The organism is Pseudophaeobacter sp. 1A16562, assembly GCF_041008785.1.
GTDB classification, from domain to species: Bacteria; Pseudomonadota; Alphaproteobacteria; order Rhodobacterales; family Rhodobacteraceae; genus Phycobacter; species Phycobacter gallaeciensis_A.
In genome coordinates, this window is the sequence record NZ_JAXGFT010000006.1 from 1 (window position 1) to 15,693 (window position 15,693).

At 62.2% G+C, this 15,693-nt stretch carries 13 protein-coding genes; 5 read left to right on the top strand and 8 right to left on the bottom strand.

The features are described 5' to 3' along the window. Positions 1 to 241 precede the first annotated feature (241 nt). From SM764_RS09810 to SM764_RS09840, 7 genes are all read right to left on the bottom strand, one after another. On the bottom strand, positions 242 to 1,651 hold the full coding sequence (locus SM764_RS09810) for a M20 family metallopeptidase (protein ID WP_369001675.1): 1,410 nt from the start codon (positions 1,649 to 1,651) through the stop codon (positions 242 to 244). Then, positions 1,648 to 3,234: a gamma-glutamyltransferase gene (locus SM764_RS09815; RefSeq protein ID WP_369001676.1), complete on the bottom strand. Its 1,587-nt coding sequence runs from the start codon at positions 3,232 to 3,234 to the stop codon at positions 1,648 to 1,650. The genes SM764_RS09810 and SM764_RS09815 overlap by 4 nt, the downstream gene beginning before the upstream one ends. A 22-nt stretch (positions 3,235 to 3,256) precedes the next feature. Next, a complete protein-coding gene (locus SM764_RS09820; protein ID WP_065271733.1) occupies positions 3,257 to 4,234 on the bottom strand; it encodes an ABC transporter ATP-binding protein in 978 nt (325 codons plus the stop codon). Then, positions 4,231 to 5,238: an ABC transporter ATP-binding protein gene (locus tag SM764_RS09825; RefSeq protein WP_369001677.1), complete on the bottom strand. Its 1,008-nt coding sequence runs from the start codon at positions 5,236 to 5,238 to the stop codon at positions 4,231 to 4,233. Before SM764_RS09825 ends, SM764_RS09820 begins: the two co-directional genes overlap by 4 nt. 11 nt (positions 5,239 to 5,249) lie before the next feature. Further along, positions 5,250 to 6,146, bottom strand: coding sequence for an ABC transporter permease (locus SM764_RS09830; protein WP_065271731.1), 897 nt, complete (start codon positions 6,144 to 6,146; stop codon positions 5,250 to 5,252). Position 6,147: 1 nt separating this feature from the next. After that, positions 6,148 to 7,065, bottom strand: coding sequence for an ABC transporter permease (locus SM764_RS09835; RefSeq protein ID WP_065271730.1), 918 nt, complete (start codon positions 7,063 to 7,065; stop codon positions 6,148 to 6,150). A gap of 92 nt (positions 7,066 to 7,157) precedes the next feature. Next, complete coding sequence (locus SM764_RS09840) at positions 7,158 to 8,663, bottom strand: ABC transporter substrate-binding protein (RefSeq protein WP_274835625.1); 1,506 nt, start codon at positions 8,661 to 8,663, stop codon at positions 7,158 to 7,160. Positions 8,664 to 8,782: 119 nt separating this feature from the next. On the opposite strand from SM764_RS09840, the gene SM764_RS09845 reads away from it, so the two are divergent. Next, positions 8,783 to 9,604, top strand: a complete 822-nt coding sequence (locus SM764_RS09845) for an IclR family transcriptional regulator (protein ID WP_274830429.1) — start codon at positions 8,783 to 8,785, stop codon at positions 9,602 to 9,604. A 33-nt stretch (positions 9,605 to 9,637) separates the two neighbouring features. On the opposite strand, the gene SM764_RS09850 is transcribed toward SM764_RS09845, so the two are convergent. Beyond that, positions 9,638 to 10,447, bottom strand: coding sequence for an IclR family transcriptional regulator (locus tag SM764_RS09850; RefSeq protein WP_065271727.1), 810 nt, complete (start codon positions 10,445 to 10,447; stop codon positions 9,638 to 9,640). 131 nt (positions 10,448 to 10,578) lie between these two features. Here SM764_RS09850 and SM764_RS09855 point away from each other — a divergent pair, with 131 nt between their 5' ends. The 4 genes from SM764_RS09855 (at position 10,579) to SM764_RS09870 (ending at position 15,692) form a co-directional block, all read left to right on the top strand. Next, on the top strand, positions 10,579 to 12,075 hold the full coding sequence (locus SM764_RS09855) for a M81 family metallopeptidase (RefSeq protein ID WP_369001678.1): 1,497 nt from the start codon (positions 10,579 to 10,581) through the stop codon (positions 12,073 to 12,075). A gap of 103 nt (positions 12,076 to 12,178) precedes the next feature. After that, a complete protein-coding gene (locus tag SM764_RS09860; RefSeq protein ID WP_369001679.1) occupies positions 12,179 to 13,783 on the top strand; it encodes an ABC transporter substrate-binding protein in 1,605 nt (534 codons plus the stop codon). A gap of 78 nt (positions 13,784 to 13,861) precedes the next feature. After that, a complete protein-coding gene (locus SM764_RS09865) occupies positions 13,862 to 14,803 on the top strand; it encodes an ABC transporter permease (RefSeq protein ID WP_065271724.1) in 942 nt (313 codons plus the stop codon). A 1-nt stretch (position 14,804) separates the two neighbouring features. Further along, the gene (locus tag SM764_RS09870; RefSeq protein WP_065271723.1) at positions 14,805 to 15,692 is read left to right on the top strand and encodes an ABC transporter permease; all 888 of its coding nucleotides are present in this window, start codon (positions 14,805 to 14,807) and stop codon (positions 15,690 to 15,692) included. The last annotated feature ends 1 nt before the right edge of the window (position 15,693 follow it).

Genomic DNA, 15,693 nt, shown 5'->3' on the forward strand with positions numbered 1-15,693 from the left:
TGTTCTTTGATCATTCCGATGATCTGTGCTTCTGTAAAACGGCTCTTTCGCATCTGTTTGCTCCATCAAGAGGTTGAGCAAACTCTACATTAAAGTGCGGGAGATTTCGGGGGGCAGGTCAAGATCGAACAGTGGCGCGCTAACAGTCCTCACTCGCGCTTGGATTTTTTGGAAAATTGAACTGCAACAAAGGGCTCCGGAAAGCCGCGAGCCCTTTGTTTCGATCAAATGTAACGTGCGGTCAGCTGGCCGCAGTGCCGTCCGCGTTCGCCTTTGGCAGGTCCCAGAACAGGCCGGTCATGCAGCGCAGCGCGTCGCGGCAGACGGGTTTCAGAACATGTTCGTTCGGGGCGTGCTGCGAACATCCGCGATAGGAATGTGGCACCCAGACCGTCGGCAGTTCAAGGATATCGGCAAAGCTGTCGTTCGGCAGAGACCCCGCAAGGTTCGGCAGGATATGCGGCTTCTTGCCTGCGGTTTCGGTCAGTGAGCCGGACACGAAGGTCACCCAGGGGTGATCTGGGTCCAGGCGGGTTGCCCTGAAGAACCCGCGATCATGCGGGGTGACTGTGATGTTGTCAAAGCCGTGTTTGTCCAGATGGCGGCGCAGTGCGGGCAGGATGTCATCGGGATCAGTGCCCACCACATAGCGCAGCTGGCAGGTGGCGCGGGCGGTGGGGGCGATGGCATTGACTGGCGCTTCCGGCACGCCGCTGGTCATTGCAAGCACCGCGAAGGAGTTCCAGCCAAAGACCCGCTCGGCAGGGGTCAGCGAGGTCTCGCCCCAGTCGCTGTCGATCGCTGGGCCGCTGTCGCCCTCGAGCGGCAGACCGTCCAGCGCGGCGCGCACGGTGTCGGTCAGGCTGTCAGGGCGCCATTCCGGGATCTGGATCTGGCCGCGGCGGTCGCAGATGGAGGTGAGCGCATGGGCTAGGATCATCGCCGGGTCCGCCAGCAGGCCGCCCCAGTTGCCGGAGTGATGCGCACCCTCGCGCAGGTCGAGTTCAAGGTCGAAGCTGACACCGCCGCGCGAGCCCATGAACATGGTGGGGGTGTCGGGCTGCAGGCGCGGCCCGTCTGAGGCGATCAGAACGTCGGCCTTCAGACGGTCCTTCTGCGCGGTGAAGAATTCCGGCAGACCGGCAGAACCGGTTTCCTCGGACATTTCAATCACGATCTTGACGTTGAAGCCAAGGCTGCCGCGTTCGGCCAGTACGGCCTCCAGGGCGGCAATATTGACCAGATGCTGGCCCTTGTTGTCGGCGGTGCCGCGACCATAAAGCCGGTCGCCTTCCTCGACCAGAGTGAAGGGGCCAAGCCCTTCGCGCCACTGATCGGTCTGGGCGCGGATCACATCGCCATGGCCATAGGTCAGAACAGTGGTGAGCGCCGGATCCTCGATCCGTTCGCCGACCAGGAGCGGGCCACCGGCGGGATCGGGGTTCGGGAATATCTCGCTGGTAAAGCCGGAGGCGGTAAGCCGGGGCTCGATCACCTCGACAAGGTAGCGCATCAGCTCGGGCGCGGCCTCGAGGTTCTGGCTTTCGGTCGGGTAAGTGACCCAATGGGCCAGGTCGGATTGAAAGGTGCCTTCGTCAAAATAACTGCTGACACGGGAAATTGCGCCGTCGCGGCTGGTAGATGCGGTCATTTCTGCTCCACAGGTTCGGTAATGGCATCGCCCCAGGGCGACATGATTTCGGTGCAGCCGCTGTTGCGGCCTTCCTTGCGCTGAACGCCGGCCGGGCAGGCGAAGGCATAGGGGAAGACGGCGCGGCGGGTTGTGACCGTGTTGTGCTCGGCCTCAAGCGCGGCGATCACATCGGCGGGCAGGCTGTCGTCCGCGACCACGGTCTCCCCACCTGACACATCAATCCGGGGCTGGTGGAAAGCCTCGCCCACGTCCATGCCAAAGTCCGCCACAAAGGACGAAAGTTGCGCAACGGCCGAGACGATCTTGCGCCCGCCGGATGCGCCAAAGGCAAAGCGGCTGCCGCTTTCAGTCTCGCCCAGAACCGGGCAGACGTTCATCAGGCAGCGTTTACCGGGTGCCAGCGAGTTTGGTTTGCCCTGCTCGGGGTCGAACCACATGATGCCGTTGTTCATCAGCAATCCGGTCTGCGGCGACACCACGCGGGAGCCGAAGATCGACAGCAGCGTCTGGGTGTGGGACACCATGTTGCCGTGACGGTCCACCACCGAGAAATGCGTGGTGCAGCCGGGGGCATCCGGCGTTTCGCCATCATCGCCCATGCCTGACAGACGTTTGGCATAGGCCGCCTTCAGCGCGGCGGCATAGGCGGTATAGGCCTCTGCACCCGGTTGATCGCCGGGCGTCAGCGCCTCTTCGAGATGGGCAAAGGCATCGCGGAATGTCGGCCCCGCCGTCAGCCCCGGCATCACGTCGAAGCGTGCGTTGCGATAGGCAAAGGACAGCGGATCCAGGATCTCTGCATGATAGCTGGCAAGGTCTTCGACCGAGAGCGATCCGCCCTTGGCCTGCACGTCGGCGGCCATGGCAGCGGCGATGTCACCTTCGTAGAAATCCCGCGCTCCGGCCTCGGCCAGCTGCGACAGGGTGTCGGCCATCTTGGACATGTCGAGACGCTTGTCCGCGAGGCTGGTCCAGCCCGCGATGGTTGGCCATTGACCGTCTTCCAGGAACAGCGCCGCGGCGTCGGCGTCCTGCGCCAGCGCGCGGGTGGTCGAGGCTATGATCAGCGCCGCATACCAGTCCACCGCAAGCCCCTCGCGGCCAAGTGCGATGGCCGGTTGCAGCAGGTCCTTCCACGGCAGCTTGCCAAACCGCGCGTGGGCCTTGCCCACACCATCGACGGTGCCCGGCACCGCGATGGCGGTGGCGCCTTGCACGTTGCGGTCTTCGACGACCTTTTCCCAGGGGAAGAGATCGCCGGCCTTGCCTTCGCCGGACAGCGGATAATCGGCGACGTTCAACCCCTTAGGCGCGCGCATGCCGTAGTTGAGTGCATAGGCGCGCCCTTCGTCAGCGCGCCAGAGCATGGCGGCGCCGCCACCGGCCGGGCCGCTCATCCAGGGTTCGACCACCCCAATGGCAAAGGAGACAGCAACGGCCGCATCCACCGCGTCGCCGCCTGCGGCCAACACATCGGCCCCGATCCGGGCGGCGCGGCTGTGCTGGGCTGCGACGACGCCGTATTCGGTTTCGATCACCGTCTTGCGGGTCACCTGCGTCGAGGAGAGATTGGATATCATGTGAGTCTTCCTTTCTGTCCGATCAGGCCGCAGAGGTCTGGGCGCTGTCAAAGAGGTGGCATTCGACGCGGCCATCTTCGGTCGCAACGGTCTGCGGCGCAACCTGGCTGCATTGGGGCATTGCCTTGGCGCAGCGCGGGTGGAAATGGCAGCCTGATGGGGGCGCAATCGGGTTCGGGTAGGCCGCGCCCAGGTGCGTGTCCGGCACACCCTTGTTGGGATCCGGGGTCAGCACCGATTGCAGCAGCGCATCGGAATAGGGATGGCGGCTGCGGTCGAACAGACCTTCAACACTGGCTTCCTCGACGATCCGGCCGAGGTACATTACCGCCACCCGGTTCGCGAGGTGTTCCACCACCGCAAGGTTGTGACTGATGAACAGGTAGGTGAGGCCGAATTCACGGCGCAGATCTGCCAGCAAGTTCAAGATTTGCGACTGCACAGACACATCCAGCGCCGAGGTTGGCTCGTCACAGATGACGATCTCGGGCTTCATGATCAGCGCCCGGGCAATCGCCACCCGCTGCCGTTGACCGCCGGACATCTGGCTGGGGTAGGTATTCATCACCCGCGCGGGCAGGCCGACGATGTCCAGGATCTCGCGCACCGCCTTTTCCTGGCTGGCGCTGTCACCCACGTTGTGCACCCGCAGCGGCAAAGAGATGATGTCGTAGATGCTCTTGCGCGGATTGAGCGAGGAATAGGGATCCTGAAAGATCGGCTGGATCCGGCGGGCCAGTTCCGACCGGTTCTGGGCGCCGAGTTCCTTGCCATCCACCAGCACCTGACCCTCGGTAGGCTGTTCAAGGCCCAGCAGGATCTTGGCGAGGGTGGATTTGCCGCAGCCGGATTCCCCGACAAGGCCCAGAACCTCGCCGCGGCCGATCTTCAGCGACACGTCATTGACCGCCTTCAGCGGCTTGGGGGAGGAAAACATGCCCTGTTTGACCGAATAGGTCTTGGACACGTTGCGCAGTTCCAACACGGGAGTATCGCTCATGCGGGCACCTCTTCGGAGTTCTGGGCGTGGCCATCGGCGTGGACACAGCGGAAGTTGTGATCGGAACTGGCGTGTTCGCGCAGCGGGATCGGTTCGCGGCAGGCCGCGACTGCGTGATCGCAGCGGGTGCGGAAGGGGCAGCCGGTCACATCCCCAACCAGTGAAGGTACGATGCCGGGGATGGTGCCGAGTTCAGCGCCGCGTTCGGTCCTGCCGGGCACCGGGATGCAGCGCAACAGGCCACGGGTGTAGGGGTGCGCCGGGGATTCGAAGACGGCGGTGGCGGGGCCAGTCTCGACCAGCTCGCCCGCATACATCACCGCAACCTTGTCGGCAACGCGGGCCACCACGCCCAGGTCATGGGTGATGAGGATCATCGCCATTCCCAGTTCTTTTTGCAGATCGACCAGAAGCCGCAGGATCTGCGCCTGAATGGTCACGTCGAGCGCGGTTGTCGGCTCATCCGCGATGATCAGCTCAGGCTCACACATCAGCGCCATCGCGATCATCACCCGCTGCCGCAAGCCGCCCGAAAGCTGGTGCGGATATTGCGACAGGCGGCTTTCCGCGGCGGTGATGCCAACCTTTTCCAGGAGTTCCACCGCGCGGGCGCGGGCCTGATCCTTCGACACCGGCTTGTGCAGCAGCAGTGCCTCGGTAAGCTGGTCGCCGATGGTATAGGCCGGGTTGAGCGAGGTCATCGGCTCCTGAAAGATCATCGACATGCGAAGACCGCGCAGCTTGCGCATGCCGCGTTGGCTGGTCTTCATCAGGTCGATGCCGTCAAAGGACAGCTGATCCGCCTTGCGCGAGATCTTCTTGCCCAGAAGCCCCATGATCGCGAGCGAGGTCAGGGACTTGCCGGAGCCGCTTTCACCAACGATGCAGAGCGTTTCGCCCCGGTTGAGGTCGAAATCGATGCCGCGTACGGCGTGCAGGGTGCCGCCGCCGACGGGAATATCCAGCGTCAGGTTGCGGACAGAGAGTATCGGTGTGTCAGTCATGCCTGCCTCCCTCAGTTGCGGTTTTCAGGTGCGGTGACGTCGCGCAGACCATCACCCAGCAGGTTGATCGCCAGAACCAGCGCAAAGAGCACAAAGCCGGGGATCAGAACCAGCCAGGGTTCGAACAGCATCATCTGCTTGCCCTCGGAGACCATCAGGCCCCAGGAGGGCGTCGGCGGTTGCACGCCAAGACCCAGGAAGGACAGCGCCGCTTCGAGCAGGACGGCGTGGGCCATCTCTAGCGTCACGACAACGATCAGGTTGTTGACGATATTGGGCATGATTTCCGACATCACGATGCGGGTGTTGGAACAGCCGATGGCGCGGGCGGCGGCGACATATTCGCGGCCGCGCACCTGCAGGGTCGAGGAGCGCATCACCACGGCAAAGCGGTCCCAGAGCAAGAGACCCAGAACGAGGATCACCACGGTGAGCGAGCCGCCGAAGATCGCGACAACGGCCAGTGCCACCAGCACCACGGGCATCGCCAGACGTACGTTGATGAGGAAGGTCACCACCGCATCGACGCGGCCACCGAAATAGCCTGCGGCCACGCCCATGGCGGTGCCGATGAGGCCCGAGATCAGCGCCGCCACGACGCCGATCATCAGCGACACGCGGGCGCCATAGATCAGGCGCGACAGGTAGTCCCGGCCAAGGTGGTCGGTGCCCAGCGGATGTTCCCATGTGCCGCCAAGAAAGACCGGCGGTTCCATCCGGGCCAGCAGGCTTTGGGCATAGGGATCATGCGGCGCGATATAGGGGGCAAACAGCGCGACGATGACGAGCAGTGCGAGCACCACACCGCCGATCAACAGGCCCTGATGGCCAAAGATACGCTTGCGCAGAAGCTGGCCCGGGGTCGGGCCGATAATGTCCTGTAGAAGAGGATCAGCAGTCTGGGTCATGTCATCCGGCCCTCATGCGGGGGTCCAGCCAGGCGTTCAACACGTCGGCAAGGAAGGTGAAAACGATATAGAACATCGAGAATACAAGGATCAGCGCCTGCACGGTCGGCAGGTCGTTGCGGCTGATGGATTCCCAGGCGAGGTAGCCTGCGCCATGCAGTGCGAAGATGGATTCAACCACGATCGAGCCGCCCAGCATGAAGCCCATCTGCACCGCCGCCAGCGATACCACCGGGATGATCGCGTTGCGCAGCGCGTGTTTGAACATCACCAGCCCCTCTGGCGCGCCCTTGGCGCGAGCGGTGCGGATGTAGTCGGAGGACAGCACTTCAAGCATGCCGGCGCGGGTCAGGCGCATGATCGCGGGCATCGCGTAGTAGCCAAGCACGATGGTCGGCATCACGAAATGCAGCGGTGTTGCCGTGCCCGAGGGCGGCAGCCAGCCAAGCTGGATCGAGAAGACCACGATCAGGATAAGACCAAACCAGAAGCTGGGCATCGCCTGACCGGCAACGGACAGGAACAGGGCCAGCCGGTCGATCAGCGAGTTCGGCTTGATCGCGGCGGCCACGCCCAGCGGAACAGCGGTCAGCAGCGCAAAGGAAATGCCGCAGACGCCCAGGGTCATGGTGATGGACAGGCGGTCCATGATCAGGCTCGCCACCGGCAGCTTGAAATAGTAGCTTTCGCCGAAATCGCCACGCAGGGCACTGACCAGCCAGTCCCAGTATTGAACCAGCATCGGGCGATCAAACCCGTAGATGCGGCGGATGGCTTCGACATCCTGATCGCTGGCATGTTCACCCGCGATCGCCGTGGCGGGATCACCGGACAAAAACAGCAGGCTAAAGGAAATCAACGAGACCGTAAGCGCGACCAATATGGCCAGCCCGGCCCGCTTCAGTATGAAACGCAGCAAGGGGAACCTCTTTTGCTGGGCAGGAAAGGGGACCACCCGGGGCGGGCGGTGAACAGATACGGCGGGGCCGGGGCCCCGCCGCTAGGGTCAGCTTACTTCCATTCCATGTCGGTGAAGCGCAGGACTTCATCGGCGGTGGGGGTGTAAGCCACGTCCTGAGAGAAGACGTAGTTGGTGTTGTAGGAGAACATCGGCACCCAATAGGCCTGATCCGCGATCTTCTTCAGCGCCTTGGAGTAGTTTTCCTTGCGCACTTCGGGATCGGTCGCGCTGTCAGCGGTATCGAGCCAGCCGGCCACTTCTTCGTCGCGGGCATCGTCAAGCGAGCCGAGCTTGAAGAACTGGCTGGTGATCGCCGAGGTGTCGTTGATCGAGTAGGAACCCCAGGTCTGGAAGGAGACCGGCGTGCCGCTCTTCATGCGCAATTCGCGCAGGGCGGAGTACTGCAGCATCTTGAAATCGGTGTCGATGCCGACAGCGTTCAGGAAGCTGGAGATCGCTTCGGCGTAGTCGCGGTTGCGATAGGCGTAGAACTCGGTCTTGAACCCGTCGGGGTATCCCGCTTCGGCCAGCAGGGCCTTGGCTTTTTCGACGTCGTATTCATAGGAGACCACATCCTGATCACAGCCGAACTGGCTGGGGAAGCAGGCAGTGGAAATCACCTGGCTCTTGCCTTTGAGCAGTGCCGAAACCAGTGCCTCGCGGTCGATGGCATGGGCCACCGCGCGGCGCACGCGTACGTCGGTGAAGGGGTTGTCTTCACCGGTGCGACCGGCGGCATCCAGTGTCAGATAGCCGATCCGCATGGTGCTTTCGTTGGCAACGGTGAACTTGCCCATCTGCTCCAGCTTTTCTGCCAGATCAGACGGCACCTGCCAGATCAGGTCCAGCGAGCCGTTGAACAGTTCCGCCATCTGCGTGTTCACATCCGGAATGGTGCGGATGTCGACGGTGCCGACTTCGGGCTGGCCTTTGGGGCTGTCGTGGTAGCCTTCGTATTTCTCCAGTACGAAATGCTTGCCCGGGTCGACCGAAACCACCTTGTAGGGACCGGTGCCGACGGGCTCCAGGCCCATGCCCGAGGGGCCGACTTCGGCGTAATATTCATTCGGATACATCGAGACCGGACCGGAGAGGAATTCGATCGCGGCAGGGAAGGGGGCCTTCAGGTTGATGCGCACGGTGTACTGGTCGACCTTCTCGGCCGATTTCATCCAGTTGACGTTGCGCTGGGTCTTCACGCCGTTCTGTTCTTCGGCAACGAAGTTCACGGTGTAGACCACATCGTCCGCATCAAAGGGTTCGCCGTTGTGGAAGGTCACGCCTTCACGCAGTTTCAGCTCCAGCGTCAGATCGTCGATCCACTCCCACGAGGTTGCAAGGTTACCCTTGTATTCGTTGGTGATGGGATCGCGGTAGATCAGACCGTCCCAGACCGCGCGCTGCAGCACAACGCCTTCACGGGAGGAGTTGAAGTAGCTGTCGACGTTCTCCAGCTCTTTGGTGAAGGCCACATTCAGCACGTCTTCGGACTTGTCTGCATGCGCAGCTGCAGCGCTGAGCGCAAGAACGGTCGCGGGGATCAGAAAGCGTTTCATGTTTACTCCATGTTGACCTGAAGGGCTGCCATAGGGTGCAACAGTACTCAGGGTTTGACATTGGTATTATTATATGATACTCACTATCACAATAATGTCATAAGAGGGCAGGCAGTCCCATGTCGTCAAGTCGAAAAATGTCCGGTGACGCCGGTGGCGATAACAGTGCTGCCCCCCGGAAGCAGGACACGCTTTATGTGTCTTCTCTGGCCAAGGGGCTGAAACTACTGAAAATATTCGACCGCAACCATACTGAGTTGTCGCTGACCGAACTGGTCAAGCTCAGCGGAATGGACAAAAGCGCGGTGCAGAGGCTGGCCAATACCCTGGCGGTCGAAGGCTTTCTCAACCGGGATCCGGTGACCAAGAGATTCCGTCCGACCCATGCCTGGCTCGGGCTGGCCTATGCCTATTACTGGTCCGATCACCTTGTGGCGCTGGCGATGCCAAAGCTGATCGAACTGTCACAGCGGCTGGGCGAGACGGTGAACCTGGCTGAAATCTCCGGCACCAATATCGTCTATGTCACCCGGCTGCCCTGCCAGCGCACCAACTTCGAAGCGATGCTGGTCGGGCGCAGCCTGCCAGCGCTGTCCACTTCGCCCGGGCAGGCGATTCTGTCCACCTGGGCGCCTGAGGATGTTGCGGAAGCATTGGAAAACTGGCCGCTGCGGCAGATGACCGCTCGCACCACCATGGACCGCGAAGAACTGGGGCGGCAGATCACCCGAACCGCAGAACGTGGGTTCAGTCTGACGGAGGATCAGATGATCCTGAACGAGATCGGGATTTCAGCACCGATCCGCGGCCCCAACGGCATTGCCCGCGCGTCGGTGCAATGTTCTGTCTCTGCCTTCCACTGGACGATTGAGCGGGTCGAGCGCGAGTTGGTGCCTTATCTGCTGGATGTCGCAAACTCGATTACACCGCCACACAGGTAACAACAGCGCCCGGTTTGGTCGTGGTCAAAGCCCCTACAGGCTGGCCATGATATCGCGTGCGGCTTCCATCGCCACCGGCGCGGCCTGACGTTCGAATTCGTCCTGCGACCATTCAGAGAGCGAGCCTGCAACGTGGATGGCGCCGATGGGGCGCCCGTCGCGTGAAATGCCGACGCCGATGGCGACTTCGCCGCGCAGGTATTCATCGACGATCACCGCATAGCCATTGGTACGTGCAATCCGGACCTGCTCCAGAATTTCTTCGGGATCGGTGCGGGTTGCGGCGGTGTATTCTATCAATTCGGACCTGCCCAGAACCTCCCGGACCTCATCATCGGTCATCAGCGACAGCGCCGCGCGCCCACCCGCTGTGGCAAAGGCCGGAACGCTGTGGCCGACAAGAGTGGCGTAAAACGTCTCGCGTTTGCTTTGGATGCGGAAGGCGTAAATCATCCGGGTATCGTCAAACAGGCTGAGATCGATGCGTTCCCGCAGGGAGCGGCGCAGCTCCAGCAGGACCGGCGTTGCCTTTTGCACCAGCGGGTCGAGCCGCAGCACATCCAGCGTGTGATCCAGCAGGCGCAGGCCGGGCAGATAGCCGCGATCATCCGAACTGCGCCGGACATAGTCCAGCTTTGCCAGCGTGTGGACGATGCGTTGGGTGGCGGAGCGATCCAGCCCCGACAGCTTGGCGATTTCACTGAGGCTAAGCGCCTTGTTGACCCCGTGAAAGGCCGCAAGGACCTGCATGGCCCGCGCCGCAGAACGCACAAAAAGCGCATCGCCCTCTTCTGCTTCGAATTTCAGCTCTTTGCCCGGGGTTGTTCTGACATTGGGTCGCATGAGTCCGCCTGAGTGTTGACGAATCCGAAATTGGATGCCTACGATTGATTCATGATACAACTGTATCACTATATAATACATTTAGCAAGGTTGCCGTTGCGGCAACCTTGTTCTTTACGGAGTGATGACTGATGCGGGTCGCCCTGGCCGGATTTCTTCACGAGACGAACACCTTCGCGCCCAACCCCGCGGATCTACCGGCCTTTCAGCAGGGCGGCGGCTATATCCCGCTGACCGAAGGCGCGGCGCTGCTGGAGGCGGGCAAGGGTGTGAATCTGGGCATCAGCGGTGCCCTGACCGTCGCGGCAGAGCGCGGCTGGCAGGTGGAGCCGGTTCTATGGGCGGGGGCAATCCCGTCGGCGCATGTGACCGAAGAGGCCTTTGAAAGTATCGCCAAACGCATCGTAGAGGGCATCCGGGCGGTCGGACCGCTGGATGGTGTCTTCCTTGATCTGCACGGCGCCATGGTCACCACTCATCTGGATGATGGCGAGGGTGAGCTTGCCACTCGTGTGCGGGCGGTCGTTGGACCGGATGTGCCGATTGCCGCGGCGCTGGACCTGCATGGCAATATCTCGCGGCGGCTGGTGGAAATGGTCGATGTGCTGACCGGTTTTCGCACCTATCCGCATGTGGACATGGCCGAGACAGGCGCCCGCGCGGCGCGGCTGCTGGATGATATCCTGCGCAGCGGAACCCTCCCGGCCAAGGCCTATCGCAGCCTGCCCTATATGGTGCCGATCTCGTTCCAGAGCACGACGATGGAGCCTGCCGCATCCCTTTATCGTTCGGTCGCGCAAATGGACGATGCGGGCACAGCGGCCTCCCTGTTCATGGGGTTCCCGGCAGCGGATATTCCTGACTGTGGCCCCTGCGCCATCGCCTTTGCCCCGACACAAAAGGCGGCAGAAGCTGCGGTCGACCAGATCGCGGCGGCCTATGGGGAGGCCGAAAGAGCCTTTGACAGCCGGACCTATACGGCAGCCGAAGGCGTGGCCGAGGCGCAGCGGCTTCTGGCCACAGGCGTTAAGGGCCCAATCGTGCTGGCCGATACGCAGGACAACCCCGGTGCTGGCGGTGCTGCCACCACAACTGGCATGCTGCGTGCGCTGGTCGAAGCGGATGCGCAGAATGCGGCCCTTGGCCTGATCGTGGATCCGGAATCTGTTTCGCGCGCCTTTGCTGCGGGGGAGGGAGCCAGCGTGATGCTGTCCCTTGGCGGGCACCCGGATTTCCCCGAGGACGTGCCGTTTGAAACCGAAGCGGTGGTGGAGCGGCTGGTCACGGACAAGCTGCAGGCGACCGGTCCTTATTATGGGGGCACCTGGCTCGATCTCAGCCCCGCAGCCTGCCTTCGGATCGGCGGCGTGCGGGTGGTGGTCACCAGCCAGATTGCCCAGCTCGCCGACCGCGAGATGTTCCGCTTTGTCGGCATCACGCCTGAGGACCAATCCATTCTCGTTCTCAAAAGCTCAACCCATTTCCGGGCGGATTTCGATCCGATTGCCGGGAAAACCTTGGTCTGCCTGGCGCCGGGGCCGATGGCCTTCAGCCCGGCAGATCTGCCGTTCACGCGGCTGCGGACAGGCCTGCGCCTGTCCCCCAACGGACCCGCCTTCGGGTCCTGAACTCATACGGCGCCCTGCGCCCTGGTTTCGGCGGGTGTTTCGCCGGAGCCCAAAACCAAAAACAACAGAACCGTTCCTCCTCACAACAACAGGGAAAACAAGAATGAAAACACTTCGTCCCCTTTCCGCCCTGCGCGGCAGCATGGCTGCAACGCTGATGGCGGGTGCCACCATGTTGACACCGCTTGCGGCCCAGGCCGAAGAAGAAAAGGTGATCACGGCTGTGATGCACTCGGGCCTCCGTGTTCTGGACCCGGTGATTACTACTGCGCATATCACCCGCAACCACGGCTATATGGTCTATGACGTCCTGACCGCCGTTGATGAAAACTTCCAGCCGCAGCCCCAGATGGCCGAATTTGCGGTCTCTGACGACGGGCTGACCTATACATTCACCCTGCGCGACGGGCTGAAGTTCCACGATGGCGCGCCGGTCACCGGTGAAGACGTGGTTGCCTCGCTGACCCGCTGGGGCAAGCGTGACAGTGGCGGTCAGATGATTTTTGACGTCACTGCAAGCCTTGAGGCGACCGACGACAAGACCGTCGTTTGGACCCTGTCCGAACCTTTCCCGCCGCTGATGAACGTGATCTCCAAACAGTCGGCGGTTCCGCCCTTCATCATGCCCAAGCGTGTGGCAGAGACCTCGGCTGATGAGACCATCACCGAATATGTCGGCTCCGGTCCCTTCGTGTTTGAAACCGATGAATACGAACCCGGCGTTTCGGTCACCTACAGCAAGTTCGACGGTTACGTGCCGCGCAGCGAAGAAGCGAGCTGGATGGCTGGCGGCAAGGTCGTGAACGTCGACAAGGTGGTCTGGACCACCATGCCGGACTCGCTGACCGCCATCAACGCGCTGGCTGCTGGAGAAATCGACTACCTTGAACAGGTTCAGGTCGACCTGCTGCCGATCCTGCAGACGGCCCCGGAAGTTACCGTCGAAACCCGCGACCCGCTGGGTTATGTGACCATCGGCCGTCCGAACTTCCTGCATGCGCCGTTTGACAATCCGAAGGTCCGTCAGGCCGCATTGGAAGCGCTGAGCCAGGAAAACGTGCTGGCGACCATGATGGGCGATCCGTCCTACTACAAGGTCTGCGGTGCGATCTTTGGCTGTGACACGCCGCTGGGCGACGAGGCCGGCGCCGAAGCGATCACCTCGGGCGCACATCCGGACAAGGCAAAGGCCCTGCTGGAAGAAGCCGGTTATGATGGCACGCCCATCGTTCTGATGGCGCCGACCGATGTGGTCAGCCTGTCGAACCAGCCGGTGGTTGCGGCGCAGGCCCTGCGCGAAGCGGGCTTCAACGTCGACATGCAGCCGATGGACTGGCAGACCGTTGTAAACCGTCGTGCCCAGCAGCTGCCCCCGGCAGAAGGTGGCTGGAACATCTTCTTCACCAACTGGATGGTGCCTGAAATCTCGGACCCGCTGATCAACGTGATGGTCAACGGCCGTGGCGACGATGCCTGGTTCGGCTGGCCTTCGGATGAGAAGATCGAAGCCCTGCGCTCCGACTTTGTCGCGGCGGCCTCCGATGCGGAACGCAAAGAGGTTGCGGTGAAGATCCAGGAACACGTGATGGACAACGTGAACTACATCCACCTTGGCGAATACACCATGCCGCAGGCACGCCAGAACGCGATCCAGAACATGATCCCCTCGCCGGTTCCGGTGTTCTGGAACGTGACCAAGGAAGACTAATCCTTCCCCCGACTTCCGGGGCGCGCGGAACTCTCCCGCGCCCCGGCTTTTCCACACTAATTCAAAAGGTAGCTGTCTATGCTCAGCTATATCCTGAAGCGCGTCCTTGCGACCGTTCCAGTCATGATCATCGTGGCCGTCTTCGTCTTTCTTCTCCTGCGGCTGACACCGGGCGATCCGGCAGCCATTCTTGCAGGCGACGCCGCCACTCCGGCGCAGCTTGAACGGATCCGCGACAATCTTGGCCTCAATGACCCGCTGCATGTGCAGTTCTTCACCTGGACCGGGCAGATGCTCCAGGGCGATCTCGGGACCTCCCTGATTTCCAACACCTCGGTGGCCGACATGATCGGGGACCGCTTGGGGCCGACCATCAATATCGCCCTGATGACCATCATCATCTCGGTCCTGTTGGCCGTGCCGATGGGGGTGATCGCCGCCTGGCGCCACCGGACCTGGGCCGATTTTGCGGTGATGTCCTTCTCTGTCCTCGGCTTTTCGGTGCCGGTCTTTGTGATCGGTTATGTGTTGATCCAGATCTTTGCCATCGAACTGCGCTGGGTACCTGTACAGGGCTATGCCTCCCCGACCGACGGGCTGGGCGATTTCTTCATCCGCGCCATCCTGCCCTCGCTGACACTGGCGACGATCTATGTGGCGCTGATTGCCCGGATGACCCGCGCATCCATGCTTGAGGTGCTGGGCGAGGATTACATCCGCACCGCCCGTGCCAAGGGCGTGCGCGAGAACACCGTGCTGTTCCGCCATGCGCTGCGCAACGCGGCAGTTCCGATCCTCACCATCATCGGTACCGGTTTTGCGCTGCTGATTTCCGGCGTGGTGGTCACCGAAAGCGTGTTCAACATCCCCGGGATCGGGCGGCTGACTGTCGATGCCATCCTCGCGCGTGACTACCCGGTGATCCAGGCGATGATCCTGCTGACGGCGGGCATCTACGTGCTGGTGAACCTTCTGGTGGACATCTCCTATTCCTTCTTTGACCCGAGGATCCGTTACTGACATGACCGATCATTCTTCCTCCAGTCAGAGCGCCTTTCAGCCGCTGATCCGCCTGTTGTCGCTGCCTGCGGGCGCCCGCCTTGGGCTGGGGCCGATGCTGGCCGCGCTGATGCTGACGCTCATCGTGCTGGCCGCGCTTTTGGCGCCGCTTTATGTGCCCTATGATCCGCTTTCGATGGATGCGCTGGCGCGCCTGAAACCGCCGTCAGAGGCGCATATCCTTGGCACCGATCAATACGGTCGCGACATCTTCAGCCGGGTGATGACCGGCGGCCGCGTGTCTCTGCTGATCGGGGTGGGCGCTGCTGTGGTCAGCGTCGCCATCGGTCTGGCCATCGGTCTGGTCGCGGGGTTCTTCCGCGCTGCCGACGGGGTCATCATGCGGATCATGGACAGCTTGATGGCGATCCCGGCGATCCTGCTGGCGATTGCACTGGTTGCCCTCAACGGGCCGAGCCTGCATTCCGTGATCCTCGCCATCACCATCCCCGAGGTTCCCCGCGTGGTGCGACTGGTGCGCTCCGTCGTGCTGAGCGCGCGCGAGGAACCCTATGTGGAGGCGGCCATCGCGCTGGGGTCCTCGATGCCGAAGATCCTGATCCAGCACCTGATGCCCAACACATTGGCGCCGCTGATCGTGCAAGGCACCTATATCTGCGCCTCTGCGATCCTGATCGAAGCGATCCTCAGCTTCCTGGGCGCAGGCGTTTCTACCGAGATCCCGACCTGGGGCAATATCATGGCGGAGGGGCGCACCTTCTTCCAGATCAAGCCGGGTCTGATCTTCTGGCCGGGGGTGATGCTGTCGCTCTGCATCCTGTCGATCAACCTTCTGGGCGATACCGCGCGTGACCTTCTGGATCCGCGTCTGAAGAAACGGGAGGCATAAG

Bases quoted from the DNA above. Each gene is read 5' to 3' on its own strand.
- SM764_RS09810 (WP_369001675.1), bottom strand. From the start codon at position 1,651: ATGACCGCATCTACCAGCCGCGACGGCGCAATTTCCCGTGTCAGCAGT.
- SM764_RS09845 (WP_274830429.1), top strand. From the start codon at position 8,783: ATGTCGTCAAGTCGAAAAATGTCCGGTGACGCCGGTGGCGATAACAGT.
- SM764_RS09870 (WP_065271723.1), top strand. From the start codon at position 14,805: ATGACCGATCATTCTTCCTCCAGTCAGAGCGCCTTTCAGCCGCTGATC.
- SM764_RS09865 (WP_065271724.1), top strand. From the start codon at position 13,862: ATGCTCAGCTATATCCTGAAGCGCGTCCTTGCGACCGTTCCAGTCATG.
- SM764_RS09860 (WP_369001679.1), top strand. From the start codon at position 12,179: ATGAAAACACTTCGTCCCCTTTCCGCCCTGCGCGGCAGCATGGCTGCA.
- SM764_RS09855 (WP_369001678.1), top strand. From the start codon at position 10,579: ATGCGGGTCGCCCTGGCCGGATTTCTTCACGAGACGAACACCTTCGCG.
- SM764_RS09825 (WP_369001677.1), bottom strand. From the start codon at position 5,238: ATGACTGACACACCGATACTCTCTGTCCGCAACCTGACGCTGGATATT.
- SM764_RS09830 (WP_065271731.1), bottom strand. From the start codon at position 6,146: ATGACCCAGACTGCTGATCCTCTTCTACAGGACATTATCGGCCCGACC.
- SM764_RS09850 (WP_065271727.1), bottom strand. From the start codon at position 10,447: ATGCGACCCAATGTCAGAACAACCCCGGGCAAAGAGCTGAAATTCGAA.
- SM764_RS09815 (WP_369001676.1), bottom strand. From the start codon at position 3,234: ATGATATCCAATCTCTCCTCGACGCAGGTGACCCGCAAGACGGTGATC.
- SM764_RS09840 (WP_274835625.1), bottom strand. From the start codon at position 8,663: ATGAAACGCTTTCTGATCCCCGCGACCGTTCTTGCGCTCAGCGCTGCA.
- SM764_RS09820 (WP_065271733.1), bottom strand. From the start codon at position 4,234: ATGAGCGATACTCCCGTGTTGGAACTGCGCAACGTGTCCAAGACCTAT.